Below are 24,186 nucleotides of genomic sequence, written 5' to 3'. Positions count from 1 at the left end.
ATTTTGTCCTCCTCTCTCACAACTTGAAAAATTGTGGTTTGCTTAACTCTTCTTGTTGACGACCAAAGACTGCATACCTCAATGCATCTAAACAATTATGAACAATAAAACCACCATTAACCGCAAAGTTATGGTGGTTTTCAACTTCCATATTATAAGTATCTTCTGTTCCTAAATATTTAACTTTTTTTACTTTGACGCCACAATAATGCCGAGTGGCTTCTACAACAACATTTGACTTTTGAGTACTTATTAACTCTGAATTTTTTTCCACAATATAAACACTCTCTTTCTACGTCATCTAATCCATACTTTCTTCTATAAGCAGATTTACATTTGTTAGAACAATAAGCGCTTCCGTAATGACCAGTGAAGGACTTTCCACACATCTTGCATTTAAAAGTAAATGTTTTGTAAAGATCTTTTTGCATTTTCTCCCAATGTTTTCTATGCCACTGACTTCCTTCTTTACTTCTATGCCACTTTGGTGCTACTGCAATTCCAGCATTATGCCAATTGTCAATTAACTCATAATGATTTTGCATTCTATCATGTGCGTGAAGATGTTCATGGTCATGCTCCGAAAGAAGAATTAAATTACTAATATCATTATTATCTTTATTGTGGTCTTTATGATGAACATGGAATCCATTTGGAATATTGTTACCAGTTTCTAATTCATAAACATATCTATGAAGTCTAGGACGTTTACCGTCAATTAATCTTGAACTTAAATAATATCCTGTTTTTAGATCTCGATTAAAACAAATCCCGTTATATTCAACACGATTCTTGTTCAATCTAATTAGTGTATACTTATTCATGTAATCAATCCTTTCATTGATTGCCACGGTCTAGGGAGTGCCAGCTCCGCTAGGCTTTTTTGTTATAACTACATACTAATTATACCATTAAATAGACTTAAAACGTTGATATGACAGCATCCTTTGGAGTTAGTTCTCCTAACGCTTTGTATCCATTTTCAGTCAAAATCAAATGGTCATAAGTAGCTTTAATCTTCTTACCATTTTCTAATTCCAATTCATATACAGGAACATTACTTCTTGTCTTTCTGACGTTGCTAAATTTATCAATACTTGTTTTCCAATTATTAGTATCAAATGAATGTACATATCCATTCTTACCTACCAACTCATCAATTCTAAAATCGCCGTTAGTTGTTTCAACCATCGTATCTCCTGTTAAACAATGGTCATGGTCTTTGATGGTTTCATCCTGTCCGTCTTTCCAAACATACTGATAGATTTCATCTAGGAAGTTATCCTGCAACTCATCGCCTGCGGATTCTTTAGCAGACAGCACGTTCTCATCTTTGCTAACTAGTAGCTTGCGAGTTTTAAACGCTTTAGCCACTGATTCAATACCATCAATCCGTGACTTATCAGCGTACACTGCATTAATTCCCTCACGGATGAATCGCTGGACATGTTCATCACGAGCCGAGTCGCAATAGAACGTCATGTGATCATTGTAGCGACGTTGAACATCCTTAGCTACATCTACCCAGTAATCAATCTCTTGAAGCCGTCTGGTGTGTTCTTCGATGAAATACGTGGTGTCTGTTGTGCTATCGTAGCAAAGTACCACAATCGAACCAAAGTGGTTATATCCCCAGTCGACGCCAGCAAAATAAGTTAGGTTACTTGGAATGACGGATGCTGGAATCATGTTCTTATCTTTATCAAAGTCCGAATAAACCACACCATCACCAGCGACCCAGAGTCCTAAAATAGCCCGGTCATAAAACATGCCAGATGGTGTGGTTTCTTTGATAGTTTTAATGTACTTTTCGCTTAGGTTTTGAGCGTTGTCCATTAACGTAAAGTGGTTGACGACAATCTCATCACTTTGTGCGGCCTTGTCAATGTAATTACGTTTCAGCCAATGGTTTGGGCCACCCGGGTTGGTATCACAGATAACTCGGGCGCCCTCTTCCGAACAACGGTTCCGGATTTCGGTAAACACTGATTCATCTGCAAGCGTTGCTTCGTTTATGTAGGCACCAAAACTATCCATACCACGAATAGCGTCAACACCTCTTTTATTTCCCGTGTAGGCTTGCACTACCTTAACGGCCGGCAAGTTAGGGAACTTAATTTTGAATCCATTGTGCTGGTCAAATTTAAACTTAACGCCGAAAGTGTTAGCAATGGAAGTTAGCACGTTATGGTCAATTGTTGTGGAACTGTGACCGGCTAGAATATACTGCGGAATCTCAATATATTTCTTTTTTGCAATCGCAGCGGCACGTCTAATCTCAAACATGAATACAAAGTTATTAACGAAAGTCTTTCCTGAACGGATAGCACCTTCATTAATCATCAGCGTCCAATCATGATTACTAACCTCTTGCTCAATTACCTGCATTTGCTTGGGAGTAAATAACTTATTTAGTTTAACTTGAACTGCCATCGTCGTTAGCCCCTTTCACAATTGTCCCAAGCAATTTGGCAACCATATCCATTTGACCACCATCTTTATCCTTTTGACTAAGTAAGTATTTATACAAACGTTCCTTAGCTTTGTCTGCTGACTTAAGCTTAATCTTAGCTCCGTCCTTACCTTTGCTTACTTCTTCAATAACAGATGTATCGACGTCCTCCTGGTCTTTAAACTGTGCCCAGGATTGGTGGGCTATAACCGGATTATCATTTGTATCTAAGTAAGGCATATCCTTTTCATTAGTAACGAGTTCCTCGTAATGACCAAACTTCATGTAGTCACCAATGTCAGCAAAGGCTTGCTTTGCATCGTCTTTGACTAAATCAATGAGTTCAATCATCGCTTCTTCCGCTACTTGTGACTTTAACTCCTTAATTTGAGCCTTAATCTTAGTTTTTCTGAGTAGTGATGAGCCGTTAACCATCGCCGTTGATTTTTTACACTCATAAGCCTTTAAATAAGCAGTTGTCGTATTGAAGCTTTGTAAATAATAAATGCAGAAAAGTTTCTGCTTATCATTCAGCTCGTCGTTTTCGATTAATTGTTGCGTTGCAACGTGTTGCACTTTTGTTGCGTTATTCTGTTGCGTTATGCTTCTTTTGTTGCACCTCGTTGCACTACTTACTTTATCTTGTTTAAAACGCTTTTTAGTTTTTACAGTTTTTGGGTCATCAAAATCATCATCCCATTTGTAACGAGATTTCCATGACCTGACTGTTGCAGTGCTGACACCAAACTTCTCTGCAATCTGTTTATACGATCTACCAGCAAGGTATTCTAATCTTGCATCATCTCTCTTACTCATCTACATTCACCTACACCTCCTGTTTAGTTAAATTTATGTATAAAAAACAGCCCCGTTAGGTAGCTGTATCTCATAGTTAGATCTATTCACTTTGCAGTAAGGCAGTAAACCCAGGTCACCCAAACCACTCTGCACATCGGCAAAGATTGATTCTTTAACCGTGGCCCCGACCTTACGAAGCCAAAGAATTTTACGAGGACAGCTCCAGGTATGACACGCTTTTAGAATAACCTTTTGTACCACGCCGTGTGACTTTCCAGATGATGCCCCGCCATAGTAAACCTCGGTGAAGTTACTATAATCATTAAGCGAATCCAAGAACTGCTGATTAAACACCCGCTCCGGATGAGGAAACTCCAAGTTAATCGCCATCAGAATCATCACCGATCACAATGTTAATGTTGGAGCTGGTAATATCAACCGCGTCTTTAAACAGCGAGTAACGCTTACCAAGCAACTCGGCCGCCTTGTTCGCATCGCTAACACGAGTAGGCATTGGGACCACCGAAGGCTCTTCCTTTTCAATCGTAACTTTCTTAAGTTGCTTCTTGCCATCGTGCTTAACAGGGTTCCACTTCTCTTCCCGGGTCTTTAGAGTGACAACCTGATTCTCATTTTCTTCCCGGCGCATAACTCGAGTTAAATATTCCATAACTTCCTGTTGCGAAGCCACCTTTTCGCTCTGCAATTTTTCCATTCGCTTAGTTATATAATCTTTCACGTTAGGTTTTGTTAGCAGTTTACTAGCATTTACACGAATGGAATCACCCGCGGCCTTATATCCAGCCTTACGATAAGCATCGGCCGCATTCCCGCTAATAATATACTCATCAGCAAATTTACGCTGTTTAATCGTTAAATCAATAATAACCACCTCCTTTTAGGAAAGTAAAATATAATTAAATAATATTAATAGAACTTTTTCTGGCGCAACTATTTACCATTATTTAATATAAAATTGGATAAATGCTTAATGGATTTAATTAACGATTCCCTTGAATTCCATAATTCATCAATATAATCCGAATCATATTCAACAGTAAAATTATTTCCATTTTTAAAAATACTTTTTATCTTGGTTTCGTCAGATAATTTTGAAAATTCATTCAATTTATCGTCTAATGATTCTAAAAGACTATCAATTTCGCAAGAATTTTCTATTCCATACGAAGTGTTTAAAAATTCAAATCTATTTTTAACTTCATATTCTAAATTTTTTACCAATTTATAAAATGGATCATAAATAAATTTATTATTATCTTCAACAATTGTTTCTAACCTATTAGGAACTTTAAGCATAACTTTATTAACTTTAGAAGCTAACGAAAAATAATCATCAAACTTTTTAAAATTGATTTGATTTTTAATATCTTCTCTAGATTGTTTATTAATCTGCCACCAAATACCTAAAATCCCCAAAACAGCTCCCAAAATAGACGCTAAAGACTGTACTACATCGCCTAAAGTTATTTCCCAACTCATATAATTACCTCCCAATATTTTTGAAGTAATTATACGCATAAAATAATATACAAAAAAGACACCTCACAAGAGATGTCTTTTCTAATTTTTTCAACAATAACATTATTACACTATACAATTTCGCTATGTGACCGCTTTTACTCCGCTAAGTGTCCGCTTTTTCATAACCCAAACCACCAATAATCATACTTATCAAAGAAAATCTTAACTCCATCAATTCTCAGATTATCAAAATAGTCTTGATAGTGCTTACCATTTTTTTGATTATTACCATTTAGCCACCAACCAGAATTAAATAATGCTGAAAATTCAACGGTTGTTTTAGGTTCTCCACCTTGCTCAGAATTAAAGTTGTTTTGATATAATCTTCTCTTATTAACAAAGCCAAAAATTTTTTCATCAACCGAGCCAGGACCATTCTGCCATTTCTTTTCGACTATAAAAACTGTATTATTTTCAAAATTAAAAAACACTTCGTCTGGCTTCCAACGCTTATGGTTAACATTTTCTAATCCATAATGCTCCCATAAAATATTGTAAAACTGATATTGCTTAGTAATAATCCCTATTAACTTATGGTTGTCTTTTCTATATACATCAAAAACTGGAGAGTTCGACTTCATTTTAGGTTTTTCAGTTTCAGGATAAATATGTTTCTTCAGCTCATATTTATATGATAAATCACAATTAATGGCTGCTGCTAAATCTGTATCATTTTCAAACTTTAGACCTGACTTATTTGTATTTGCTCCTCCAATACCATTCTTTTTCAAATAAACACCCCCTCAATCCAATATTATACTAGATTTATTAGAGGGTATTATTATTAATAGTTGGTAATAATTACTTCCCCAACTTTTCCTCTTTTAGAGCTATTAGAGTTTAAAACTCTAGTTGCCTTAACTTCATGAAATTTAAACTTTGAATCTTTATATAAGTCATGAACTAACGGAACGTCGGAATTAGATAGCATTATCTTAACGCCCTTATTATTTAAATTAATAATCGTATCTCTTAATTCTTCTTGTTGAACAAGCCCAAAACCATCCTTGGTGTATTGAGTAAATGCTGATGTAATATTAACTGGGACGTAAGGTGGGTCAAAGTATACAAAATCATTTTCCCCCGCATTTTTTACTATTTTTTTATAATCAGCAGATATCAATTCAATATTATTAGAAATTAGATATTCCGAAATAGAATCCAATGAATTTGAAATCAGATTCAATTTCTTATGAGCGCCATATGGTACATTGTTTTGCCCGTTAGAATTAACACGCCATAAACCATTATATCCAGCCTTATTTATATATATAAACCTTGCAGCTCTTTCAACATTATTCATTTTGACAATTCTGCCATCGCGGTCCACGCTTCTAATATCTAAATAGAATTCTTTGCTGTCATTATTCTCATAGACTTTCAAAATTTTTTTCAATTCGCTTAAGTTATCTCTAATAACTTGCCAGGTATTAATAAGTTCCTCATTTAAATCACTAATAACAGCATTGTTAGGGGACAATCTCAAAAATAATGCTCCACCACCTAAAAAAGGTTCAAAATAATTTTTATATCCATTTTTAGGTAAAAAATTAACAAGTTTTGGTAATAATTGTCTTTTACCTCCAACCCATTTTATAAAAGGCGCTTTAACTCTCATAGAAAGAGCATCTTTTAAGTCTGCTTTAGACATGTTCAAAGAATTAGAAATAATATCTATATAAGATTCGTCCCACTTTTCAAATGGTCGCTTTCCAATAGATAAGAGAGTTGTATATTTTATTTTTGTTAAATTGGATAACTCTTTCATAGTCAATCCATTAAATCTAACTAACGTTTTTAATTCAGTCATTTTTACTCCCTTTGTACTTTATGTCTTAATTATATCAAATAATACATTTGAATCACACTCTAAATTCAATTAAATTAACACCATAAACTTCGATAGCCGTGGCAAATTCTAACAATGCTTTGTTTTTCAACTCAGCAAACCGAGTATTGCCAAAATTCAATCGCTGGCTAACTTGCCAGTTGCTTAGACCATCAAGATAGCAAGAACGAAGAATGAACTTAGATATGCTAGACGTTGAGTTAATGGCTCGTATAACGTCTTTAACTTCATCTTGACGTTCTAACATGCGTAACCACTTACGTTCGTTAGAGTTACCATAAGGGGCTGATGATGGCATGTCTGAAATTGTCGGACTTTGTAAATCAATTGATGATAATCCGGACTGCATTCTTATTTTAGGGAATGTAACTGTTAGGAATTTCTTGGTTCTATAAAGTGTTCGTTTCTCATCCACATCATCGAATAACTTCATTTAACACCCTCCCGCTCGTGTTATAATACAAATGGATTGAATTAATAACGAGAGAGCTCTTTACGATGATGTAAAGAGCTTTTTTTATTGCGCTAAACATAGAACTACATCAATAATCACAAGTGTGATCACGAATGCAACTAGGCCAATGCCTATGAAGTCCCTAAATTCCATTCACTTCGCTTCCTCCCACAAATGGGACAATAATTAAATCCAGTCATAGAAGCTTGTCCTTTCTCTTCGTACTGAATTCTGTTGACAAAAACAAACATTCTTGTATCAGTATCAACAAATAAAGGCATATTAGCCTGACAATAAGAGCAGGCCACTTGCTTTTTATTCATCCATTTTCTCCAATCTCTTAATTTGATCAGCGCTTAGGTTTGATGCTTCCACGAATAATTCTCCATTTTTATCTCTTAATTTCACGTCTGCATCATTTGGAAATTTATTTACGCACATTTCCATTGAAATCAGGTTTGACGGATTTTTTAAAATTTTGATTAATTGCTTAACGATTCCAGAACTAACCACATTAGGAGAAGTTTGTTTATTGTAAATAACAACTGTCCCCTTATGAACAAATGTCACAGTATCATCTTTAGTACTATTTACTTGTTTTTCAAACCGATCTAGCCACTTTCTATACTTAGCTTGATCAAGGAATTCAAGAAATAAATCTTTTTCAATTACATTACTAGCCATTGTTTAACTCCTTCCCACACATGGGACAATAATTAATTTCTATCTCCATCACTCCTGCTGTACTTGGGCACCAGAAAAAAATAATTGGATTAGGATTAAACCCAAGTCTAAAAAAATTTTTTATATCTTCTGTGTCACGAGCTTTTGAAAAAGGCTCATGACAATACTTACATTCAACCGATTCTTTAGTCATTGTTCTCCGCCTTCCTCCAATCAATTAAACGTTCCAGGTAATCCTTGGCTTTTTCTAGGTCTTGAACTGGGGTCCCCTTATCCTCAAAACGAACTACATACTTAATTACGTTACCGGCCATAAAACCAATGAACCAATTTCGTGGGAAAATATCAGAAAGATGATGGATTAGATCATACTTTCCATGTTTATAGCGATTTTGGGGTTGCATGTTTTGCTCTCCTTTTATTAATTTCTCGTAAATGATTGTTGTGATAAGATTTATTAATCCCATCAAATTGATAATTACAAACTGTGCAAAAATGCAATGACTTAACATTGCTATGGCAACGCGGGCAATACCTGACGTCTTTCATGAAATCACCTACTTACTTGATCTAATTTGACTTCTTTTAATGAATCAAAATTAAATTTAAGATAAGACCATTTCAAACCACGTGAACTTTTACTCCACCCATGCATATTATTTCTAATACCATTGTCTGCATTTTTAAGAATAGATACTTTAGTTCCATTAATTCCAATAACTGGTTTGCATCGTTTCCAAGCTATCTTTTGTCTAACCGTTCCATAATTGGCGTTATATTTTTGGGTACACCATTCTAAATTATCAGCATTATTGTTAAAAATATTTTCATCTTTATGGTTGACTACGTTGTAATTATTAGGATTAGGACAAAAAGCTTTGGCAACTAAACGATGAACAAATTCTCTATTGTTACCTTGATGAATCATCAAATACCTACCATTAGTAGAAACGTTGATAATTTTATATTTAATCTTAGCCATACTTTGAGCATCGTAGAATTGACCTTTAGTTCTAAGTCGACCTTTATTAGAAACTTCTACATTAGGAAATTCAGTCTGCTTCCATTTTTCATTCGGAAGATTATCAAATTTTTTATTTCTATCGAATAGATCAGCAACTAATCTATTAGCTTTATATTGTCTAACTTTCCCATTCATACATAAGGAAACAACTAAAGACCCGTACTTTCTTTGCAATGGTTTTAAGAAATGAGATTCTCCATTAAATCTTCCGCTAGCATCACATTGAAAAGATAGTACCTCACCGTTTTCGTTAATCCAATATTTCCCATCATAATCAGGAATTTCTTTGAAATTTTTTAAAATCTCCATGTTTGGCATATTCGTCAACTCTTTCGTTACTTTCTAACCCAAGTTTCTTAATATCATCCGCTGTAAGTTTAATTGGCAAAATCTGGTTCTGCTGGAAAAAACTAATGGAACCCATCTCATGAAATCGTTGGTGGCACGTTCTACAAAGTGGTAAAACACGTCTACCAATATGATTAATTTTGCGACGATCAAAGCCACGTCCAACTGTATCGACATGATGAATATCTGCGTGCGGTTTACCGCAAACTACACAAATACGTTTCAAAACACAGTCATGCACCAACCCATAATCATTTTGGATAATATCAATCACTTTGGTCTTAAATGGAATATCGTTTTTAATACAGAAATCAATGATGAATGTTAGGAACTCGTTAGCTAACGACTCTGAACAGTCGGCCATGCTAAACCACTCTGGCCTATCCATCGTTTGGATGAACTGATACTTCATGATTTCCTCAACTTCTCGTGGGAAATAGCCAAGATAGTCAGACATATCTCCAAACATGGCAAATATTTTCTTGCGTTGATCTGGCGTGATACGACGACCATCAGCTACAATCAATTCCACAGTTGGCTGTTTTCCATCTGAGAAGCGTTTTAACTGATTAACGTCTATTTCCCCATCTAAGTCTAAAACAACGCGAGAGCCGTTAATTTGAGCTAATTTTGCATACATAATTAATCATCCTTGTTATTAGTTCTAAACAAGAAATAGAAAAATAAAACAATAATCACTAGTGGAATCCAAACCCATGCATAACTAATCAATAGGCTTACTAAGACCAAAAATACAATCAATGATAGGCAACCGCTACAACCGTTACGAAAAGATTCAAACAGTGCAATTCCTAACAAAATCATTAAAATTCCTGCAATCATTTAACTTCTCCTTAACGTTTCCTGTACCTAATTAATCGATAAAATACATAAGTAATTGATGCAATTAGTAAAATTGGAAACCAAATATATGAGTATCCAACTAAAAAACTGAACGATATTAATAAAATTACTAGTAGAAAACACATAATTGAACCATCGTCATAAAATTCTAGGACTGACAGAACAAAAAGTAACAATATGATCCCTAGTACCATTACAAAATTACTTTTGTTCATAGATTTTTGCCTACCTTGAGTTTTACAATGAATTTTCTTGGTACAAATGCTGGACTAGTAACAATTGGATTAATTGACGCTTTGATAACCTCATATCCATCACCAATAAAATTATGAATTGCATCAGCTAGATAATCTGATGCTTCTTTAGGGCTTGCAAAACTAGTTTTATAGCTAATCACCTTTTTCAGCATAGTTGGATAATTTTCTACTTCTGTTTGTTCAAGATTATTTCTAATTACCATTTTCAAAATTCCTCTTCTTCGAACATATTGGTTTTGTAATTAAATCTAGCAACTGTTACTGGCATCCCTAGCTTGTATTCAAGTAAATTCATACGAAAACTAGCGTCTGCGGTTATTTTTCGTCCCTTTACATCAATTACCTTAACTAGATTTCTATTGCTGTCATACAAGCAAAAATCAGGTTTATAGATACGTCGTCGTTTTGTTCTTTTACCTAACTTGAATCGTGGAACTAATTCAAATGGTTCCTGCCTTTTCCAATGTTCATGCTTACCATCAATATGTCTGATAAAGTACTCCATTTCTGCTTTGCTATCGAACACCATATCTTTATAAATTGATTTCTTAGCATGATACTTATTCCAAGTTGCTCTCAACGTATTATCTCGTGTTTTAAAGTTAATAATTGGTTTTCTAGATTGTCTAATCATCGTTAATTTCCACTGCAAACTTTTTGAATATGAATAATCCCGGATCATGATTAATTTCTTTCATAGTTATTAAGGCTTCTTCCAAATTTGTAGTACATTTATATTGTCCAGTCCAAGTACGAGTTAAATACCAAGGGGTTCCGCCTTTATCTGTATACGGAAACTGAATTGCATACTTTTTACCGTCAAATTCAAATCCAACTGTATACATTCTTGCTAAAAGATAAGCTAAATAATCAGATCCACTATTCTCAATTTCGGGAGTTTTCTCATAAACATAAAGATCTGGATCTAAGATATCTTTTGTTGAGAAAGAACCCTCTCTATGAACCCACTGAAAAGCCTTACCTAATTCATCGCTTACTATTGGTACATCTACTTCTTTTTTATTCATTATCTACACCTACAAACTGAAAATCTGAGCAATCATCTACTACGTACTGATCCAGTGTATAGGCTAGCTGAATTGCCTTTATATGCTTGTCAATGTATCGTTTTTGAGAACTATCTTTGGCATTCGCGTATAAGTTTTTGATAAAGCAACTAACGTGCGGTTCGCCAGCTTTTTTATGCATTTTCAACTGGGGTTCAACCCAGGTTGGAATGATGGGCAATTCAACAAAACTAATCTGCTTATCACTGGTGTATTCCCCTGTGGTTTCATTCCAATATAGATTAGCAGTATTCAATAAGTCATCAGCTGCATCAATTCTTGAAAGTGCTTTAGATAGCAATATGCGTTGCTTGTTGTTTTCTCGCTTAGCGATTCTATCGTTTTCATGTGCTTTTTTAAGCGATAACCGAAGAGATCTAATTTCATCTTGCTGTTCTTGAATTTTCTTATTATTTTCAATCATTGCTATCTAGCTCCCTCTTGATGTATAAAGCGGTTCCTTTAGTAACACCAACCCACTCTTTATCTCCACTCATAAATCTTTCAATTTTCTCTACCCAAATTGATTCATTATTATGATCAGTGTCGGTTGTTGTTTTAATTAGTCCGGGATGCAAAACTAAAATGTTTGCTTCACCATACTTTAAAGCTAAGTTATTCATCATTTTTTGTGCTGTATTTGCGTCTTCTCGCGATTCTACATACTTCATTGCTTCACCTCATCAAACTTTCGTTGCAAATCCTTACCAAAATTCATCCCATGTTCCTTAAACGTAGTATCTAACTCAGCAAACTCTTTTTGCACTCTATTACGTTCTGTACATAGCCGACAGGTTACGATTGCTGAGTATCCAGGCCCATACTTAAATGGAATTGCTTCTAGCCCTTTGCCGTGACACACAGGGCATTCTTTATAGAATTTCAAAATAGATTATCCTTTCGTCTTTGATCGGGTGTCTTTTCAGTAAACTTAATTACATGCCCATTTAGATTTTTAAATAAGCGGGAAACGATTTTAGGGTTATAAATGCTTCCCATCTGTGAACTACTTAAGTTAGTGGTAATAATCGTACTTTTGTCTTGTCGTCGTTGCATGATGTTAAAAAGTAATCGCTGTGAAAAGTTAGTCGCTTCTTCATCCTTTTGTTTAAAAGTAGCTTCGCTACCTAAATCATCAATTACTAAAAAATCAGCATTACCACATAATCTAGTCATATTGTCTTCCGAGTACTTATTGGCTTCTCGATAGTTGAATGATGCCTTGATTCTTTGCAACATTTCAGCAATATCAACGTATAAACAGGAAACTGGTTCCTTAGCATGTTTGTTGATGTATTTAAGCATTGATAAAGATAGATGAGATTTACCACGACCGGCAACACCGCTAAGAACCGTATTGAATGGACTATCTAGCTTGCTATACTGGATGGCCAACCGTTTTGCTTTGTCTAAATTTTCAGTTGCTTCTTGGCTAACCGAGGCATCGTAATTATCAAAACTAGCGTTTAGCAAGGCTTGGTCTTCAATGATTGAATCCCTTTTTAGAACTTCAGTGGTAAAACGTTTACGCTTCGATTTCTGATAATCATTGATGATTTTAGAATCCTTTTCCTTGATACTTTTGAGCTGGCAGTACTGGCAAAATGGTTCTTTATCTCCAACTTGAATCAACTGATTACCACATCGACTACATTTATCTGGAAGTTTATGAACTTTATTAAGCAATGGAAATTCAATTGCTTTAAAAGAGCCCATCTACATCACTCCCTCTTCGTTCAACAGTTCGTTCGTTTAAATACCCTTCAAATTTAGAAGCATTAAATAAAGTTGCTGGTCTTAAATACTTCTGCATTTTAGGATCATTGCCCCACTGGCTTACTTTGTTATCAATAACAACAATGAAATCTGATAACACAAAACCATCTTTAATTCTCGCTTTGATTAATCGTAAGTTAGCGTTTGTATTTCTGTAATGCCGACTAGTTTTTTGATTTAAATAATCAATCACCTTTTGAGCCGTACGGTCGTGTTCGTCAGAACTCGACATAGTGGTTTTGTTAGTCTCTGTTGTAATCTCTGTGTAGTCTCTGGTATTGGTCTGGTCATTTTGTCCGGATGGATGTGGACAATCTGTCCGTTTGATATGGCCATTTTGTCCACATGGACTATCCACTAATTGTTCTAGTTTTTCGTAATCAATCGAATACCATTTCGTTTTGTCATAACCCTTTTTATTAAAGTTCCCAGTTATTACCAAACCTTGCTTAATTAAGCTAGTAAAAGTTCTGCGAACAGTTCTTGAACTCCACCATTTGAACTGCTTTTGCCAATCATCATAGGTATTAAAAGCCCATTTCCGCCCGTTGAATGTGTTATTAGACTTTTTTAGCCAGTAATGAAGTTGCTGTAAAACAATAGCCTCATTTAATCCGATCAATTTAGCTAGATCTGGATTTACAACTAAAGGTGATGTTGGATATAATAAATTTCCCATAATCAATTATCCATTTCATAAATATTTGTATGGTCAAAAGGATCATCATTTTTAATTGTTGAAATCAGCTTTACGTTTAATAAAGACTTTACCGATCTTTTAACCGTATTAACGCTAAGCCCAGTATTTTCTGCTAATTTTTCATAAGATATTTTTAATTGTTTATGTGTATTGAAATAAGTAAAGAAGAAAGCGAAAACTAATCTAGCAGACGCTGATAATTGGCTATTTTCCAATACATCTGTTGGAATTGCAGATATTAAAGGCAAAAACTTTTTTGGATTTGGCATTTAAATTCTTCCCTTCCTTAGAATGGTAAGTCATCATCAGATACATTTACTTGTTCTCCAGAACCAGCAAATGGATCATTATTATTTTGATATGGTTGTTGAGATTGCTGTTGTCGGGGTTCAAGTAAAGTAAATTGATTAACAACAACCTCTGTTACATAAACCTTTTGACCTTGCTTGTTTTCATAGTTCCGCGTTTGCAGTCGTCCTTCTACTCCGATCAATGAACCTTTATGCACGAAGTTAGCTAGATTTTCGGCTGATTTACGCCAAATAACACAATTAACGAAATCAGCTTCGATATCGCCGTTGTTGTTCTTGAAGTTACGATTTACTGCGAGATTAAATGAGCCAACCGCTGCTCCACTTTGTGTATAACGTAAATCAATATCTCGTGTAAGACGACCAGTTAAAACCACTGTATTAATCAACTGCATTCTCCTTTCCATCGAATGGATTGTCTTGAGTTTCACTATCTTTTAACCGTTTCTTTTCTTTCTTCAAGTAAGTTTCAGCTTGGCTATAAATTAACCTTGCCTGTGCAATCGTCATCTTCTGTGGATTGACAGAGTTAGTTGTAAGTAACATGTCTAGCATGGTGCTTTCCTCTGTATTAGTTAGCTTGGCATATTCGGCAATTACCTTTTTAATGGCATTCTTCATAACGTCAGTAGCTGGTGCATTAGGATTATCTTGTTTATTGGCATTACTTTGGCTGTTTTGCGCTGGTCTACGTCTTTGCTGTTGACGTTGTCTTTGATTGCCGTTGCTTTGCTGGTTACGACCACTTGCCAAATTGCCATCATCATCTGCATCGGCAGCGATTCCAAAAATTGCCGACAAGGTATAACGACGTAAATAAGTTAGTAGACTTCCAACGTCCTGGGGATTAGTGGATTTGGGAGGGAGTTTAAAAACTCCCATGTCTTCACTATCTTCCCCATCAAAGATGATGGTTTGAATACCAACCATGAGATGCCCATTTTCGTCGTATTCAGTAACTGGTACTTGACGATAGAACAGTCCAACTGAATCAAGCGGGACCTTTAAACTTTCGATAATTTCGTTCAAGTCAGCATATTTGCTCTTAGTAAATGGATTAACAGCGTTCTTGGTTGGCTGTTTATAAATTTTATTGAACTGAATTAATTTATTTTGGATAGTAGATACCTTGGTGTCAGTCATGATTAGTCCATCCTTTCAAGTTCGTAGTCAATTCCGTTAATTTCCATGAAGTTTTTTAGTGCATTTAGCTTTTTCTTAGTTCCTTTAACCATTAACGAGAAAGTTAGGACATTCTCAACTTCACCGGTTGTAGTATCAACAATCTTGTTTTTAACTACTTTCTTATTAACCTTTTCAGAAGCAACCTGTGCCTTCTTTTTTTCAATGTCTTGCTTCATAAACTGTTCAACTTCAATTAACGATGTCCCACGTATTAATAAGTTCAGGTAAGGAAGCGGATCAACATTAATACTTTCCGCAAACATGTTTAGTTGCTGTTCATCCTGCTCGCGCCGTTGGTTTTCTGCTTGTGCTAGTTCTAATTGGGAAACGATAGTTTCTTGCCAACGCTTCTTAGAAACAGTTTTGTTGGTTAATTTATCGTCAATACGAACCGTTGCTGGATCAACACCATAATTAGGAGCAACTTCTTGGATAAACTGCTCAATTTCACGACGCTTGTTTTCCTTAGCTTGTAAGTCATAGTGCTTTAATTGATTGTCAATTCCAGAAACTGTATCTTTCAAAGTTTCAATTAACGGCTTCATAGTTTCATCAAATACAGCAAGTGGTTTGCTGTATTCTCTCTTTACTTGTAGACGGTAGTTATCCAATGAGTTTTTTAGTTTATTGAGTTCTTGCTTTTTCTTTTTGTCTGACTTATAACTTTCATCAGTTACAACAAGATTGTTATAACGTTCAGCAGCTGCTTTAACTTTTGCTTTTAAATCGTCTAAACCGTTAATCGTGATTGTGTTTGGTTGGTAAGAAATGTTGGTATTTTCGTCAACTACAACTACTTTGTTTTCCATGGTTAATCCTCCTTGTTTTCTTTTTTATAATCAGCAATACCATTGCGTGCATGTTCAATTTCTTTGGGGGTAATTTTTAATTCATTGACAAGGTGTTCAATTACTCCTTCTCTTATTTTTGGGTCTCTACAACAAATGTGATCAAGTAAAATCGCTACTGAACCAACAACTACATCCATTTCTTTAAGGGAATGAACACGTAGTTCAGCTTTAAGTCTTGATTTAGTTTCAGAGTTTGATGGAATGTTGAGCTCTAATAAGTTTCTTTTTTTGTTAAACATTTCTAAAATCCTTTCAGTGCGATATGCTTAGTTGCTTCGTGAAGTTTCCGTTTTATTTCATCTAGTTCTCTAATGTTTTTGCTTAGCGTTCTTAAATTAGAGATTGAAGTGTTATTGATCAATTCAGTTAATTCAAAAGCTTTGTGACGAAGTCTGTTAATTTCATTTGTATCAACCATAATCACAGCGCTTCCTTTCGTTGAATGAGTTGACCGCAACTGTTAGAATTGGTATAGAAAATACTTGATGTAAGTAATTTTTCTTTTAGACTGTTCGCGGTGCGACGCGAGCGGTCTTTTTTTATGCGTTTAAATAATTTTGGCATGCGGTATCCTCCATCTCAGAAGCTATATTTGAAAAAGGTACAAATATACTTTTTTCATTGTCTAAATTGATGTAAAAGCCCCGTTTAAATCCGTATATTGCATTAATAATTGGGCCCGACTCTATGGCTGAAAGTATTTGCTTACCTACTTCTAAATAATCAGTGGAAACATTAGATCTTGTCTCACCAAATTCATCTGAGTCTTTAAATGGATAGATAACAGGCTTAATCGTCTGGATTGCTTTAATCATATTTTTCCTCCGTATATGCAATTACATTTCTGCCATCCACGTTTATGACACTTTTGTTTGCCAAAATAACAGCATAAAAGTTAGAACGAGGATTGTATTCAATGCCAGTAATAAGTGGTCCTACTGTCCCACCTTTAGCCATTTTCTTTCCGGCTTCTAAATACCAAGTTTTAGCAAAGAAAAAATCTTCTTGATTGTGCGGATCGTTTGGATAAACAATCGGCATTTTTGTTTGAATCGCGGTTAGTATCTTTCTACTCATCGTTTTGTTCCTCCATAATCTCTGTAACAATATCCAGATTGTCTTGCACTCGTTCAGCTAACTCACAATTTGGCACTTCTTCTAAAACGTCTAAAGCTAAATCAGGACGTTCTAGAATAGCCTTGGCAATTTCCTTATAGTTGTCGGAAGCAAACTTCCTGAAATCAAAATAATCCCAGTACTTTTTATTAATCATTTTCTCGTCCTTTCTATTCAAAAAAATCACTTGGATGTTTCAAAAAGTGGATAACCCCTGGCCGTGAAACGAAACCAAGAATTAAACCTGCTACGAATAAAAAAGCTCCTTCTGCTGTAACTGTTGCCATATCTTCATCTCCTTTCATTAATCGAAAATACGTTTAAGTGCCTTTCTTACTGTTGGGTAGAAATCATCCGCATAGTAGTAAATGCTCCGACCAACAATTCCGTTCTTACCTAATTTGTGATGTTCGATTGACCTCATTTCTGGAGTTTTAGCAATCTCCTGCCATCCTTGAACCGATTGGCAAGTTAACTCGCGTGCCGTCTTGGTATCGATCACCACGTATTTACGGCGAATTTCGTTAGCTATTGGTTCGATAACTTTGAAAGCAACTTGTCTAGCGGCTTCTTTATGAAGCTCAACAATGCTCGTGTCGTTCATAATCTCCACCTCCTTTAATGAATTTGGTTTGTTATAATTACCCCAAGAAAGGAGGTGATTATATTGGCTGAACCAGAACATAGGCATTTTCCAGCAAATCCTCATAAACCAGGTCCAAAAACAGTTCCTGTTAAACCGTCAAAAAAACAACATGGTTATAAAAGGACTCCGCCACGTAAGGCTCCAAAATAGTTAACAGTTAAAAATCCTTATGCTATTTAATTAGTATTTGGATTTTTTTCTTTAAAATTATCAGTAATAACTTGATATAAAGAATTAGCTAATGGGTTAACTACTTGCTCATCATTACAAATATCTGTACAGCTGCTTTCCCATAAAATTGCATGAACAACTTCATGAATTAGAGTTTGCTTGGTGTGCTGTCTATCTAGCGAACTATCAACAAGAATTAACGATTTTTCGTAAATTGTTTTGCCCCAAATACGATTACCATCTTCATCAGTTAAATCATTTAAAAAATTAATTGAATATAAAATTCCATTAATTTTTATATACTTAGGTAATTTCGTTTTTAGCCACCTCAAATCATTCAGCTACAAAGTTTCTAGATAGAAACTTGTTAACGAAGTAAACTTGGCCCTTTCCAGTTACTTTGGTCGTTTTGTTTATTGTCGTATGTCCGTCTGCATGAGATACACTAGTTTCTTTAATTTTGAATAGACCCATATTCATTGCTCGCTGCGTTGGCGTATTGTAATTCATACCAACCTGCTTAATTAGATAACCGTTATCTCTCATCCACTGGAACAGACGATTAGCTCCAATGTCTATGCCGTTTTGCTTTAGGATTTTGGCAAGCTGACCAACTAAGATATCTGTCTTGCTAGTTTCGACTGCATCCGCAAACAATGCTTTAGGTCTCATCTGTTCCAATTCTTTAGCTTGGTTAGCTGCGAGTTGCAAAGCGTCAGCCATATTATTTGGAACATCGAAGCCACCGTATTGCTTGATATGCTGTTCCATTTGGTTGAATGCTTCGATGTACTTGAGTTTGAATTCCATTGCCTTTTGGCCCGTGAAACCAACTACTAATAGCGTGAAGCCATCACGGTTCATGTAATACATAGGTTGCTGATGTCCTTGTTTGTTTAAATATGTTGATTGAACAAACATTTTTTCGACTGCACGATTTTGTGCAGTCAATTCTCGAATCTTCAACATCACGCTTCTATGTGCTTTTCCGAAAGTTTCTGCTACTTGAAGACTTGTTGTGACTGCTTGACGATCTTTCATGATTACTAAATTATTCATTCGATTACCTTCTTTCTTCTGTATAATCTCCCTTAGGAAGGAGGTGAATTTTATGAAAGCTCTTATCAACTTTAAGGATGAACATAGGCCAGTTATTGTAGAAAACTTAAAATCAATTGAAACTTATACGTTTCAAAATAAATTACTAAAATTTGAAAAAATTGATGATTTTTCACTCAATAAAGCTAATTCAGAAATTAAATTCATAGGTTCTGTAACTTTCTTAGTTCGTCCGGAAGATGTTTTTTCAATTACTATTAGTTAATAAAGTTAAATAGGTTTAGTAACGGCTGCATCCGTTGCTAGGCCTTTTTATTTTTTTGAGTAAAAATCCGCATGGACTGTGATGTGATCGCCCGATTGAATTAGATTTCTAACAACTTTCAAACGATATTCCAGCTCTTTTTTAGAAGATGCTTGGATATGAAAATCTAAATACATAAGTTTTTTCCTTTCTTTACTCGTGTGTTCAAATTCTGCGAATTGATAACCACTTGCCTCTGCTCATTTCATCGCAAAGTTGCGAGTATGATTCATATCGCTTCGCTGTTCAGTTTTCAAAAAACGATGTTTATTACTTCAGTGCTTCTTTAGTTTTTGGTTTACTTTTGCAACCATCATCTGCAAAAAAAATATCATCAATCTTAACGCCCAAACCATCAGCCATCTTTTTTGCAAAAGGTGGATATGGACTTTGTACTCCTTTTATAACCCTCGATGTATATGCAGGACTAGAGTTGATTTTTTTTGAAAATGATCTAATCGAAAATCCATTCATAGATAACATTTTTTGTAACTCTTTAGGATTTTTCGCTTTTAGACTTAACATTGATTTCACCTCCTTCGATATATTCATACTAACACTTTGGTTTATTTTTGCAACCGTTTTGTTTATTTTTTCGTCAATTTTGTAATACATTTAGTAACGTTTTGATATACTTAATTGCTAGAAAGGCTGTTATTTAATGGATAATAAAGCGTTTGGAAATGAACTGAGAAATATTAGAAAAGAAAAAAATTTCACTATAAGGCAAGTGGCTTTACAAGCAGGAATGAATCACTCGTTTATTTCTCAAGTAGAAAATGGAAAACGTAATATTCCTAAACCTAATACACTAAGAAAAATTGCAAAAGGTTTAAGAATTTCAGAAAATGAAATATTTCATCTTGCTGGTTTAGATGTTGTTCCGGACAATATGCAACCAATTGATGAAAGTAAAATGACAACAATACCTATTCTCGGAGAGATTGCGTGTGGTGACCCTATTCTAGCTGTTGAAAATATCGTTGGTTCTTTAGATGTTCCGACATCAGATTTAAAAAATGGATATAAATATTTCGCTCTACAAACTGTTGGAGATAGCATGTTGCCGACTATCCCCCGTAACAGCATCGTAACCATTAGAATGCAACCTGATGCTGAGGATGGGCAAATTGTGGCAGCATTGCTTGAGGACGATAACTCGGCTACTATTAAACGTCTTAAAAAGACTAATGGGAAAGTAATTCTAAAGCCCGATAATGAATCATACTCCCCTATTGTTCTTAGCGAAGATAGACCTGGTAGAATTTTGGGTATTGTCATCAGCGCCACGCAAAAATTTAATTAATTTTATTTAGTCGTATTTTATACGACTATTATTTTAAACAATCGTCTTAATGAATTTTTAATATATTGAGCAAAAAAATAACGACCAAACACTGATCGTCGTTAAAAGCTGAAAATATTTAAGGAGGGCATTATTATGCCAAAAGATAACAAAACAAAGAAGAAATTCTACAAAAGATGGTGGTTCTGGGTATTGGTTGTAATTGCAGTTATTGTAATTATTTCAGCATCTAATTCATCTAATGGTGGAAATGATTCTAGCTCGAGTAAGGATAAAACTTCTAAAACGGCTAAATCAAATAATGATTCTGGAAATAATAATTCTGGAAAAAAAGTTTCTACCGAATATAACAATGCATACGAAACAGCTAAAACTTACATGAGTACTCAAGGAATGAGTAAAAAAGGACTTTATGATCAACTTACAGCTGATACTGGTGAAAAGTTTAAACCAGAAGCAGCTACTTACGCAGTAAACAAATTTAGCGAAGACGATTACAAGAAGGCTGCTGTTAAGTCAGCTAAAACTTACTCAAAAGATATGCACTTATCAGCTAGTGATGTTTATAGTCAATTAACTTCAGATTCAGGCGAAAAATACACTCCTGATGAAGCTAAATATGCTATCAATAAACTTCACTTAGGTAATGTTGATACAAGTAATTCAGATAATCAGGCTGATACTAACGATACTGACACATCAGGTAATTAATTAAATCACCCTACTCGGTAGCTAAAAGCCGGTTCGACTCCGGCCTGGGGCTTTAGGTGTTTTTACCTAAAATAAATAGTATAAGGGAAATCAAATTTCATGAGCAAACAAAAATATTCAGGAAATACACCGCTTCTAACTGGATCTATAATACTAGGTATTATTTCAATATTAGGTATTACAAAATGGTCTTACACGTATGGAGATCCAAAATTCGATAGGAAATAAAAACATCATCCATGCAGTAACATATGCTAGAAAGTAAATAAAAACATGTATAATGCTATATAACTAAAAATAATAGGAGGTTTGTATGAAATTTTTAGGTGAATTAATCATTTTAACCATCAAATGGTCTTTCGCGATGGTTATGTTTATAATTGCCGCACTTATTGGATCGTTCACTTTTCTTATATATACCTTCATGAAAAATAGAAACAGTAAAAATCAAAAAGTTTTTGATGGAGTTTATAGAGAAAACGTAAAGGAGAATTAATATGAAAAAAATCATTCTTAGTACTGTTATTTTAGCAAGTTCAATTGCGCTTGTTGGTTGTTCTTCTTCTAACAAAGATTCAAAGAGCAGTTCAAAATCGCAAATAGTAAGTGTGCCTAAAAAAAATAACTACTACTTTAAAAACAACGTGGCTAAGCTTCATGATGAAAAAATTGAAATAACTAAAACTAAAGTTATAAACCCTGGGGAAGAAGGTAACCAATATGGTGATAAACCAATAATTGCTTTCTGGTATAAAACAACTAATTATACAGATAAAAAAATAGACCCAATCAGTGCTTGGGAATCAGTCTTTGAGGCATATCAGGACAATAATAAAAATCAAGAAAATAAATTAAATGTTGGTATGCTTCCGGATGAAAAATACTTAGATTCACAAACACAAGCTATAAAGAAAAACGGAACTGTTGAAAACGCTATTTCTTACGAGCTAAGCGATACCACTACCCCAGTGCAATTAAAAGCAAGTAAAGGAATAGATGGAAAAGCTCTTGGAGACCAAACTTATAAACTAAAATAATAAACGGCCTGTTTTTGGCAGGCTTTTTATTTTTAACCAGATAAAAAAAGACCCTGAAAATATAATTCAGAGTCTTAAACATAAACTAAATAAAGATAACCCTAGGAACAAAGGAATTCTCAGCTAAAAGCCTACTCCCATTCGGGAACCCAGTATTAACCCCTCACAAGTTATCTATAACGTAATTATAACGTTTTTGTAATTAAATTACAGCATTTTGAATAAAAATATCACTAAAAATGTTATTTTGTATAACTTGCGTTCTTCAATTATTGAGGCATAAAAATGTACAAACTAAAATACTCAAAACGTCATGATGGTGTATTTCAATATAAGACTAACAAAGGAATCAAATGGGGTTATCGTCTCCCCTACTATGATAGTTTTCATAAACGAAAAGAGTCGCAAAAACGTGGATTTAATAGTGAGATGGATGCTTACCGCGCGAGATTAAACGAAGAGTCAAAAGTATTTAATTATCAATCAGAACTAGTTGAAAATAGAAATATCACGTTAAAACAATATGCAGAAATGTTTCTAGAGACTAGAACCAATTCAATAAAAATATCATCCCTTAGAATTTATAAAAAAGACTTTCAAAAATTAGTTAGCTTAATTGGTGATCGTAAGTTATCTAAATTAAATAAAACCATATACGTAAAAGAAGTAATTAATGAGTTAGTTAGCGAAGGATATAAAAAGAATTCAATTAAGAGCTTCCACAATCGTATGATGACATTAGTAAATTCAGCGGTTGATGATGGTATTATCGATCGTAATCGCCTTTCTGGTATTAAGATTCCAGAAACTGGTAAAAGAGAAAAGCGAATTATGACTAAAGATGAGTTACGACAATTTAACCAACAGCTGTCTAAAGAGAAAATACGTGACCAGGTATGTATGACTGCTCTTGAAGAAACTGGAATGCGCCAGGGTGAACTATGCGGATTAAAGTGGGAAGACGTTGATTTTAAAACGCTCAAAATTAACGTTAGACGAACGAGAGACAGTCTAGGACCAAGAACACCTAAAACACCATCAAGCAAGCGAGAGATATCAATTTCTGTTAAATTAGCTAGCTTACTAAAAAGTTATCGCCTAGAAACATCACAAAAATTTTTGAAGCATGGAAAAAAGTTTAACGATCAAACTTATATTTTACAAAGCAATTTGTTGAACCCAATTCAGACCTATGTAATTTCAACTACTTTAAGTAAAATTCTAAAACATGCAAAACTAGATTATTTAGTCGGCCACTTTACGCCTCACACATTTAGACATCAATTTGCCAGCTATTTACTTAATTCTGGAGTTCCTCTAACGGAGATATCTAAAACGTTAGGACATTCTAATCCATCAATTACACTGTCAATTTATTCTGAAGCAGCACCAGATAAAAATGACAATTTAGCACAAAAATTTAACGAATTGTGGTAGTTTTTGTGGTAACTATTTATAAATATCGTTGTAAATAGCTTGAAATAGCGCTTTTTTAGTTGTCATATGTAAACGATTGTCACGATTGTCATCCAGTTAACGGTTTTCGATAGATGTTTATATACTGACGTAAAAGCATTTTATTAATAAGATGTTCCAATAAATTCCACTTAATTACTTCAAACTGTGGTAACTTTTGTGGAAAATAAAAAGCTCGTAAGCAAATAAAATTATTGC

Annotated in this window: 42 protein-coding genes and 1 pseudogene; 6 read left to right on the top strand and 37 right to left on the bottom strand. The window is 34.5% G+C overall.

From position 1 onward, the window contains the following. Nucleotides 1-16: 16 nt before the first annotated feature. The 34 genes and pseudogenes from M8332_RS07240 to M8332_RS07015 all read right to left on the bottom strand — a co-directional run bounded on the left by M8332_RS07240 (nt 17) and on the right by M8332_RS07015 (nt 17,882). A complete protein-coding gene (locus M8332_RS07240; RefSeq protein WP_353937865.1) occupies nt 17-274 on the bottom strand; it encodes a hypothetical protein in 258 nt (85 codons plus the stop codon). Continuing rightward, nucleotides 180-824 (bottom strand): HNH endonuclease signature motif containing protein, encoded by a 645-nt coding sequence (locus M8332_RS07175; RefSeq protein WP_252780881.1) that lies wholly within the window; start codon nt 822-824, stop codon nt 180-182. The genes M8332_RS07240 and M8332_RS07175 overlap by 95 nt, the downstream gene beginning before the upstream one ends. 97 nt (nt 825-921) lie before the next feature. Continuing rightward, a complete protein-coding gene (locus M8332_RS07170) occupies nt 922-2,433 on the bottom strand; it encodes a PBSX family phage terminase large subunit (RefSeq protein ID WP_252780880.1) in 1,512 nt (503 codons plus the stop codon). Further along, nucleotides 2,417-3,268: a terminase small subunit gene (locus M8332_RS07165; protein WP_252780879.1), complete on the bottom strand. Its 852-nt coding sequence runs from the start codon at nt 3,266-3,268 to the stop codon at nt 2,417-2,419. The genes M8332_RS07170 and M8332_RS07165 overlap by 17 nt, the downstream gene beginning before the upstream one ends. 42 nt (nt 3,269-3,310) lie before the next feature. After that, a pseudogene (locus M8332_RS07160) lies at nt 3,311-3,649 on the bottom strand (phage terminase large subunit); the annotation flags it as partial. Beyond that, nucleotides 3,630-4,142 carry a terminase small subunit gene (locus M8332_RS07155; protein ID WP_252780878.1) on the bottom strand — a complete coding sequence of 171 codons (513 nt, stop codon included), beginning with the start codon at nt 4,140-4,142 and terminating at the stop codon, nt 3,630-3,632. The pseudogene M8332_RS07160 and the gene M8332_RS07155, both read right to left, overlap by 20 nt. 59 nt (nt 4,143-4,201) lie before the next feature. Continuing rightward, nucleotides 4,202-4,750: a hypothetical protein gene (locus M8332_RS07150; protein ID WP_252780877.1), complete on the bottom strand. Its 549-nt coding sequence runs from the start codon at nt 4,748-4,750 to the stop codon at nt 4,202-4,204. Nucleotides 4,751-4,911: 161 nt separating this feature from the next. Beyond that, nucleotides 4,912-5,523 carry a hypothetical protein gene (locus tag M8332_RS07145; RefSeq protein WP_252780876.1) on the bottom strand — a complete coding sequence of 204 codons (612 nt, stop codon included), beginning with the start codon at nt 5,521-5,523 and terminating at the stop codon, nt 4,912-4,914. 53 nt (nt 5,524-5,576) lie between these two features. Further along, on the bottom strand, nt 5,577-6,410 hold the full coding sequence (locus M8332_RS07140) for a DNA adenine methylase (protein ID WP_252780913.1): 834 nt from the start codon (nt 6,408-6,410) through the stop codon (nt 5,577-5,579). 244 nt (nt 6,411-6,654) lie between these two features. Further along, nucleotides 6,655-7,074, bottom strand: coding sequence for an ArpU family phage packaging/lysis transcriptional regulator (locus M8332_RS07135; RefSeq protein ID WP_252780875.1), 420 nt, complete (start codon nt 7,072-7,074; stop codon nt 6,655-6,657). Between the two features lie 152 nt (nt 7,075-7,226). Beyond that, nucleotides 7,227-7,418: a hypothetical protein gene (locus M8332_RS07130; RefSeq protein ID WP_252780874.1), complete on the bottom strand. Its 192-nt coding sequence runs from the start codon at nt 7,416-7,418 to the stop codon at nt 7,227-7,229. Then, the gene (locus tag M8332_RS07125; protein ID WP_252780873.1) at nt 7,411-7,779 is read right to left on the bottom strand and encodes a hypothetical protein; all 369 of its coding nucleotides are present in this window, start codon (nt 7,777-7,779) and stop codon (nt 7,411-7,413) included. The genes M8332_RS07130 and M8332_RS07125 overlap by 8 nt, the downstream gene beginning before the upstream one ends. Then, complete coding sequence (locus M8332_RS07120; RefSeq protein ID WP_252780872.1) at nt 7,772-7,972, bottom strand: hypothetical protein; 201 nt, start codon at nt 7,970-7,972, stop codon at nt 7,772-7,774. The genes M8332_RS07125 and M8332_RS07120 overlap by 8 nt, the downstream gene beginning before the upstream one ends. Then, on the bottom strand, nt 7,965-8,183 hold the full coding sequence (locus tag M8332_RS07115) for a DUF3310 domain-containing protein (RefSeq protein ID WP_252780871.1): 219 nt from the start codon (nt 8,181-8,183) through the stop codon (nt 7,965-7,967). Before M8332_RS07115 ends, M8332_RS07120 begins: the two co-directional genes overlap by 8 nt. Nucleotides 8,184-8,332: 149 nt before the next feature. Beyond that, entirely contained in the window at nt 8,333-9,121 is a 789-nt protein-coding gene (locus M8332_RS07110; protein WP_252780870.1) for an HNH endonuclease, read from the bottom strand. Next, nucleotides 9,078-9,791, bottom strand: coding sequence for a putative HNHc nuclease (locus M8332_RS07105; protein ID WP_252780869.1), 714 nt, complete (start codon nt 9,789-9,791; stop codon nt 9,078-9,080). The genes M8332_RS07110 and M8332_RS07105 overlap by 44 nt, the downstream gene beginning before the upstream one ends. A 2-nt stretch (nt 9,792-9,793) precedes the next feature. After that, nucleotides 9,794-9,994, bottom strand: coding sequence for a hypothetical protein (locus tag M8332_RS07100; RefSeq protein ID WP_252780868.1), 201 nt, complete (start codon nt 9,992-9,994; stop codon nt 9,794-9,796). A gap of 232 nt (nt 9,995-10,226) precedes the next feature. Next, on the bottom strand, nt 10,227-10,475 hold the full coding sequence (locus M8332_RS07095) for a hypothetical protein (protein ID WP_252780866.1): 249 nt from the start codon (nt 10,473-10,475) through the stop codon (nt 10,227-10,229). 2 nt (nt 10,476-10,477) lie between these two features. Further along, nucleotides 10,478-10,906, bottom strand: a complete 429-nt coding sequence (locus tag M8332_RS07090; protein ID WP_252780864.1) for a DUF1064 domain-containing protein — start codon at nt 10,904-10,906, stop codon at nt 10,478-10,480. Further along, nucleotides 10,899-11,300 carry a hypothetical protein gene (locus M8332_RS07085; protein ID WP_252780863.1) on the bottom strand — a complete coding sequence of 134 codons (402 nt, stop codon included), beginning with the start codon at nt 11,298-11,300 and terminating at the stop codon, nt 10,899-10,901. The genes M8332_RS07090 and M8332_RS07085 overlap by 8 nt, the downstream gene beginning before the upstream one ends. Beyond that, the gene (locus M8332_RS07080) at nt 11,293-11,763 is read right to left on the bottom strand and encodes a hypothetical protein (RefSeq protein ID WP_252780862.1); all 471 of its coding nucleotides are present in this window, start codon (nt 11,761-11,763) and stop codon (nt 11,293-11,295) included. The genes M8332_RS07085 and M8332_RS07080 overlap by 8 nt, the downstream gene beginning before the upstream one ends. Continuing rightward, nucleotides 11,756-12,010 carry a hypothetical protein gene (locus tag M8332_RS07075; protein ID WP_252780861.1) on the bottom strand — a complete coding sequence of 85 codons (255 nt, stop codon included), beginning with the start codon at nt 12,008-12,010 and terminating at the stop codon, nt 11,756-11,758. The genes M8332_RS07080 and M8332_RS07075 overlap by 8 nt, the downstream gene beginning before the upstream one ends. A 211-nt stretch (nt 12,011-12,221) precedes the next feature. Continuing rightward, the gene (locus tag M8332_RS07070) at nt 12,222-13,055 is read right to left on the bottom strand and encodes an ATP-binding protein (RefSeq protein ID WP_252780860.1); all 834 of its coding nucleotides are present in this window, start codon (nt 13,053-13,055) and stop codon (nt 12,222-12,224) included. Next, complete coding sequence (locus M8332_RS07065; protein WP_252780859.1) at nt 13,042-13,794, bottom strand: conserved phage C-terminal domain-containing protein; 753 nt, start codon at nt 13,792-13,794, stop codon at nt 13,042-13,044. Before M8332_RS07065 ends, M8332_RS07070 begins: the two co-directional genes overlap by 14 nt. A 2-nt stretch (nt 13,795-13,796) precedes the next feature. Further along, a complete protein-coding gene (locus M8332_RS07060) occupies nt 13,797-14,084 on the bottom strand; it encodes a helix-turn-helix domain-containing protein (protein WP_252780858.1) in 288 nt (95 codons plus the stop codon). Nucleotides 14,085-14,101: 17 nt separating this feature from the next. Next, nucleotides 14,102-14,515 carry a single-stranded DNA-binding protein gene (ssb, locus tag M8332_RS07055; RefSeq protein WP_252780856.1) on the bottom strand — a complete coding sequence of 138 codons (414 nt, stop codon included), beginning with the start codon at nt 14,513-14,515 and terminating at the stop codon, nt 14,102-14,104. Next, nucleotides 14,508-15,269: an ERF family protein gene (locus M8332_RS07050; protein ID WP_252780854.1), complete on the bottom strand. Its 762-nt coding sequence runs from the start codon at nt 15,267-15,269 to the stop codon at nt 14,508-14,510. Before M8332_RS07050 ends, ssb begins: the two co-directional genes overlap by 8 nt. 2 nt (nt 15,270-15,271) lie before the next feature. Next, a complete protein-coding gene (locus M8332_RS07045) occupies nt 15,272-16,120 on the bottom strand; it encodes a DUF1351 domain-containing protein (protein ID WP_252780852.1) in 849 nt (282 codons plus the stop codon). A gap of 2 nt (nt 16,121-16,122) precedes the next feature. Then, a complete protein-coding gene (locus M8332_RS07040) occupies nt 16,123-16,401 on the bottom strand; it encodes a hypothetical protein (protein ID WP_252780851.1) in 279 nt (92 codons plus the stop codon). A 2-nt stretch (nt 16,402-16,403) separates the two neighbouring features. Further along, nucleotides 16,404-16,580: a hypothetical protein gene (locus tag M8332_RS07035; protein WP_252780850.1), complete on the bottom strand. Its 177-nt coding sequence runs from the start codon at nt 16,578-16,580 to the stop codon at nt 16,404-16,406. Between the two features lie 121 nt (nt 16,581-16,701). Then, the gene (locus tag M8332_RS07030) at nt 16,702-16,977 is read right to left on the bottom strand and encodes a hypothetical protein (RefSeq protein WP_252780849.1); all 276 of its coding nucleotides are present in this window, start codon (nt 16,975-16,977) and stop codon (nt 16,702-16,704) included. After that, a complete protein-coding gene (locus tag M8332_RS07025; protein WP_252780848.1) occupies nt 16,970-17,239 on the bottom strand; it encodes a hypothetical protein in 270 nt (89 codons plus the stop codon). The genes M8332_RS07030 and M8332_RS07025 overlap by 8 nt, the downstream gene beginning before the upstream one ends. Next, nucleotides 17,232-17,435, bottom strand: coding sequence for a hypothetical protein (locus tag M8332_RS07020; RefSeq protein WP_252780847.1), 204 nt, complete (start codon nt 17,433-17,435; stop codon nt 17,232-17,234). The genes M8332_RS07025 and M8332_RS07020 overlap by 8 nt, the downstream gene beginning before the upstream one ends. A gap of 147 nt (nt 17,436-17,582) precedes the next feature. Continuing rightward, entirely contained in the window at nt 17,583-17,882 is a 300-nt protein-coding gene (locus M8332_RS07015) for a hypothetical protein (RefSeq protein WP_252780846.1), read from the bottom strand. A gap of 63 nt (nt 17,883-17,945) precedes the next feature. On the opposite strand from M8332_RS07015, the gene M8332_RS07205 reads away from it, so the two are divergent. Continuing rightward, complete coding sequence (locus M8332_RS07205; protein WP_289847042.1) at nt 17,946-18,074, top strand: hypothetical protein; 129 nt, start codon at nt 17,946-17,948, stop codon at nt 18,072-18,074. A 26-nt stretch (nt 18,075-18,100) separates the two neighbouring features. On the opposite strand, the gene M8332_RS07010 is transcribed toward M8332_RS07205, so the two are convergent. Then, complete coding sequence (locus tag M8332_RS07010; protein ID WP_252780845.1) at nt 18,101-18,427, bottom strand: hypothetical protein; 327 nt, start codon at nt 18,425-18,427, stop codon at nt 18,101-18,103. Nucleotide 18,428: 1 nt separating this feature from the next. Further along, nucleotides 18,429-19,154, bottom strand: coding sequence for a phage regulatory protein/antirepressor Ant (locus M8332_RS07005; protein ID WP_252780844.1), 726 nt, complete (start codon nt 19,152-19,154; stop codon nt 18,429-18,431). A 52-nt stretch (nt 19,155-19,206) separates the two neighbouring features. On the opposite strand from M8332_RS07005, the gene M8332_RS07000 reads away from it, so the two are divergent. Further along, nucleotides 19,207-19,419, top strand: coding sequence for a hypothetical protein (locus M8332_RS07000; RefSeq protein ID WP_252780843.1), 213 nt, complete (start codon nt 19,207-19,209; stop codon nt 19,417-19,419). Nucleotides 19,420-19,728: 309 nt separating this feature from the next. On the opposite strand, the gene M8332_RS06995 is transcribed toward M8332_RS07000, so the two are convergent. Further along, nucleotides 19,729-19,983, bottom strand: coding sequence for a helix-turn-helix domain-containing protein (locus M8332_RS06995; RefSeq protein ID WP_252780842.1), 255 nt, complete (start codon nt 19,981-19,983; stop codon nt 19,729-19,731). Between the two features lie 136 nt (nt 19,984-20,119). Here M8332_RS06995 and M8332_RS06990 point away from each other — a divergent pair, with 136 nt between their 5' ends. The 4 genes from M8332_RS06990 (at nt 20,120) to M8332_RS06975 (ending at nt 23,949) form a co-directional block, all read left to right on the top strand. Then, on the top strand, nt 20,120-20,764 hold the full coding sequence (locus tag M8332_RS06990) for a helix-turn-helix domain-containing protein (protein ID WP_252780841.1): 645 nt from the start codon (nt 20,120-20,122) through the stop codon (nt 20,762-20,764). 135 nt (nt 20,765-20,899) lie between these two features. Beyond that, nucleotides 20,900-21,475, top strand: a complete 576-nt coding sequence (locus M8332_RS06985; protein ID WP_252780840.1) for an Ltp family lipoprotein — start codon at nt 20,900-20,902, stop codon at nt 21,473-21,475. Between the two features lie 497 nt (nt 21,476-21,972). Next, nucleotides 21,973-22,512 (top strand): DUF5067 domain-containing protein, encoded by a 540-nt coding sequence (locus M8332_RS06980; RefSeq protein WP_252780838.1) that lies wholly within the window; start codon nt 21,973-21,975, stop codon nt 22,510-22,512. 285 nt (nt 22,513-22,797) lie between these two features. Further along, nucleotides 22,798-23,949 carry a tyrosine-type recombinase/integrase gene (locus M8332_RS06975; protein WP_252780836.1) on the top strand — a complete coding sequence of 384 codons (1,152 nt, stop codon included), beginning with the start codon at nt 22,798-22,800 and terminating at the stop codon, nt 23,947-23,949. Nucleotides 23,950-24,186: the final 237 nt, after the last annotated feature.

This window comes from Fructilactobacillus ixorae, assembly GCF_024029915.1.
Taxonomy (GTDB): Bacteria; Bacillota; Bacilli; order Lactobacillales; family Lactobacillaceae; genus Fructilactobacillus; species Fructilactobacillus ixorae.
The sequence above is the reverse complement of the archived record's forward strand: the minus strand, read 5'-3'. Positions and strand labels throughout refer to the sequence as shown.

What these genes read in the sequence shown, in the direction of transcription:
- M8332_RS07000 (WP_252780843.1), top strand. Translation starts at nt 19,207, where the DNA reads ATGAAAGCTCTTATCAACTTTAAGGATGAACATAGGCCAGTTATTGTA.
- M8332_RS07060 (WP_252780858.1), bottom strand. Translation starts at nt 14,084, where the DNA reads ATGCCAAATCCAAAAAAGTTTTTGCCTTTAATATCTGCAATTCCAACA.
- M8332_RS07150 (WP_252780877.1), bottom strand. Translation starts at nt 4,750, where the DNA reads ATGAGTTGGGAAATAACTTTAGGCGATGTAGTACAGTCTTTAGCGTCT.
- M8332_RS07080 (WP_252780862.1), bottom strand. Translation starts at nt 11,763, where the DNA reads ATGATTGAAAATAATAAGAAAATTCAAGAACAGCAAGATGAAATTAGA.
- M8332_RS06975 (WP_252780836.1), top strand. Translation starts at nt 22,798, where the DNA reads ATGTACAAACTAAAATACTCAAAACGTCATGATGGTGTATTTCAATAT.
- M8332_RS07125 (WP_252780873.1), bottom strand. Translation starts at nt 7,779, where the DNA reads ATGGCTAGTAATGTAATTGAAAAAGATTTATTTCTTGAATTCCTTGAT.
- M8332_RS07025 (WP_252780848.1), bottom strand. Translation starts at nt 17,239, where the DNA reads ATGAGTAGAAAGATACTAACCGCGATTCAAACAAAAATGCCGATTGTT.
- M8332_RS06985 (WP_252780840.1), top strand. Translation starts at nt 20,900, where the DNA reads ATGCCAAAAGATAACAAAACAAAGAAGAAATTCTACAAAAGATGGTGG.
- M8332_RS07090 (WP_252780864.1), bottom strand. Translation starts at nt 10,906, where the DNA reads ATGATTAGACAATCTAGAAAACCAATTATTAACTTTAAAACACGAGAT.
- M8332_RS07070 (WP_252780860.1), bottom strand. Translation starts at nt 13,055, where the DNA reads ATGGGCTCTTTTAAAGCAATTGAATTTCCATTGCTTAATAAAGTTCAT.
- M8332_RS07100 (WP_252780868.1), bottom strand. Translation starts at nt 9,994, where the DNA reads ATGATTGCAGGAATTTTAATGATTTTGTTAGGAATTGCACTGTTTGAA.
- M8332_RS07175 (WP_252780881.1), bottom strand. Translation starts at nt 824, where the DNA reads ATGAATAAGTATACACTAATTAGATTGAACAAGAATCGTGTTGAATAT.
- M8332_RS07170 (WP_252780880.1), bottom strand. Translation starts at nt 2,433, where the DNA reads ATGGCAGTTCAAGTTAAACTAAATAAGTTATTTACTCCCAAGCAAATG.
- M8332_RS07020 (WP_252780847.1), bottom strand. Translation starts at nt 17,435, where the DNA reads ATGATTAATAAAAAGTACTGGGATTATTTTGATTTCAGGAAGTTTGCT.
- M8332_RS07135 (WP_252780875.1), bottom strand. Translation starts at nt 7,074, where the DNA reads ATGAAGTTATTCGATGATGTGGATGAGAAACGAACACTTTATAGAACC.
- M8332_RS07165 (WP_252780879.1), bottom strand. Translation starts at nt 3,268, where the DNA reads ATGAGTAAGAGAGATGATGCAAGATTAGAATACCTTGCTGGTAGATCG.
- M8332_RS07085 (WP_252780863.1), bottom strand. Translation starts at nt 11,300, where the DNA reads ATGAATAAAAAAGAAGTAGATGTACCAATAGTAAGCGATGAATTAGGT.
- M8332_RS07110 (WP_252780870.1), bottom strand. Translation starts at nt 9,121, where the DNA reads ATGCCAAACATGGAGATTTTAAAAAATTTCAAAGAAATTCCTGATTAT.
- M8332_RS07065 (WP_252780859.1), bottom strand. Translation starts at nt 13,794, where the DNA reads ATGGGAAATTTATTATATCCAACATCACCTTTAGTTGTAAATCCAGAT.
- M8332_RS06990 (WP_252780841.1), top strand. Translation starts at nt 20,120, where the DNA reads ATGGATAATAAAGCGTTTGGAAATGAACTGAGAAATATTAGAAAAGAA.
- M8332_RS06995 (WP_252780842.1), bottom strand. Translation starts at nt 19,983, where the DNA reads ATGTTAAGTCTAAAAGCGAAAAATCCTAAAGAGTTACAAAAAATGTTA.
- M8332_RS07105 (WP_252780869.1), bottom strand. Translation starts at nt 9,791, where the DNA reads ATGTATGCAAAATTAGCTCAAATTAACGGCTCTCGCGTTGTTTTAGAC.
- M8332_RS07005 (WP_252780844.1), bottom strand. Translation starts at nt 19,154, where the DNA reads ATGAATAATTTAGTAATCATGAAAGATCGTCAAGCAGTCACAACAAGT.
- M8332_RS07115 (WP_252780871.1), bottom strand. Translation starts at nt 8,183, where the DNA reads ATGCAACCCCAAAATCGCTATAAACATGGAAAGTATGATCTAATCCAT.
- M8332_RS07075 (WP_252780861.1), bottom strand. Translation starts at nt 12,010, where the DNA reads ATGAAGTATGTAGAATCGCGAGAAGACGCAAATACAGCACAAAAAATG.
- M8332_RS07120 (WP_252780872.1), bottom strand. Translation starts at nt 7,972, where the DNA reads ATGACTAAAGAATCGGTTGAATGTAAGTATTGTCATGAGCCTTTTTCA.
- M8332_RS07030 (WP_252780849.1), bottom strand. Translation starts at nt 16,977, where the DNA reads ATGATTAAAGCAATCCAGACGATTAAGCCTGTTATCTATCCATTTAAA.
- M8332_RS07015 (WP_252780846.1), bottom strand. Translation starts at nt 17,882, where the DNA reads ATGAACGACACGAGCATTGTTGAGCTTCATAAAGAAGCCGCTAGACAA.
- M8332_RS07040 (WP_252780851.1), bottom strand. Translation starts at nt 16,401, where the DNA reads ATGTTTAACAAAAAAAGAAACTTATTAGAGCTCAACATTCCATCAAAC.
- M8332_RS07140 (WP_252780913.1), bottom strand. Translation starts at nt 6,410, where the DNA reads ATGAGAGTTAAAGCGCCTTTTATAAAATGGGTTGGAGGTAAAAGACAA.
- M8332_RS07050 (WP_252780854.1), bottom strand. Translation starts at nt 15,269, where the DNA reads ATGACTGACACCAAGGTATCTACTATCCAAAATAAATTAATTCAGTTC.
- M8332_RS07035 (WP_252780850.1), bottom strand. Translation starts at nt 16,580, where the DNA reads ATGGTTGATACAAATGAAATTAACAGACTTCGTCACAAAGCTTTTGAA.
- M8332_RS07045 (WP_252780852.1), bottom strand. Translation starts at nt 16,120, where the DNA reads ATGGAAAACAAAGTAGTTGTAGTTGACGAAAATACCAACATTTCTTAC.
- M8332_RS06980 (WP_252780838.1), top strand. Translation starts at nt 21,973, where the DNA reads ATGAAAAAAATCATTCTTAGTACTGTTATTTTAGCAAGTTCAATTGCG.
- M8332_RS07095 (WP_252780866.1), bottom strand. Translation starts at nt 10,475, where the DNA reads ATGGTAATTAGAAATAATCTTGAACAAACAGAAGTAGAAAATTATCCA.
- M8332_RS07130 (WP_252780874.1), bottom strand. Translation starts at nt 7,418, where the DNA reads ATGAATAAAAAGCAAGTGGCCTGCTCTTATTGTCAGGCTAATATGCCT.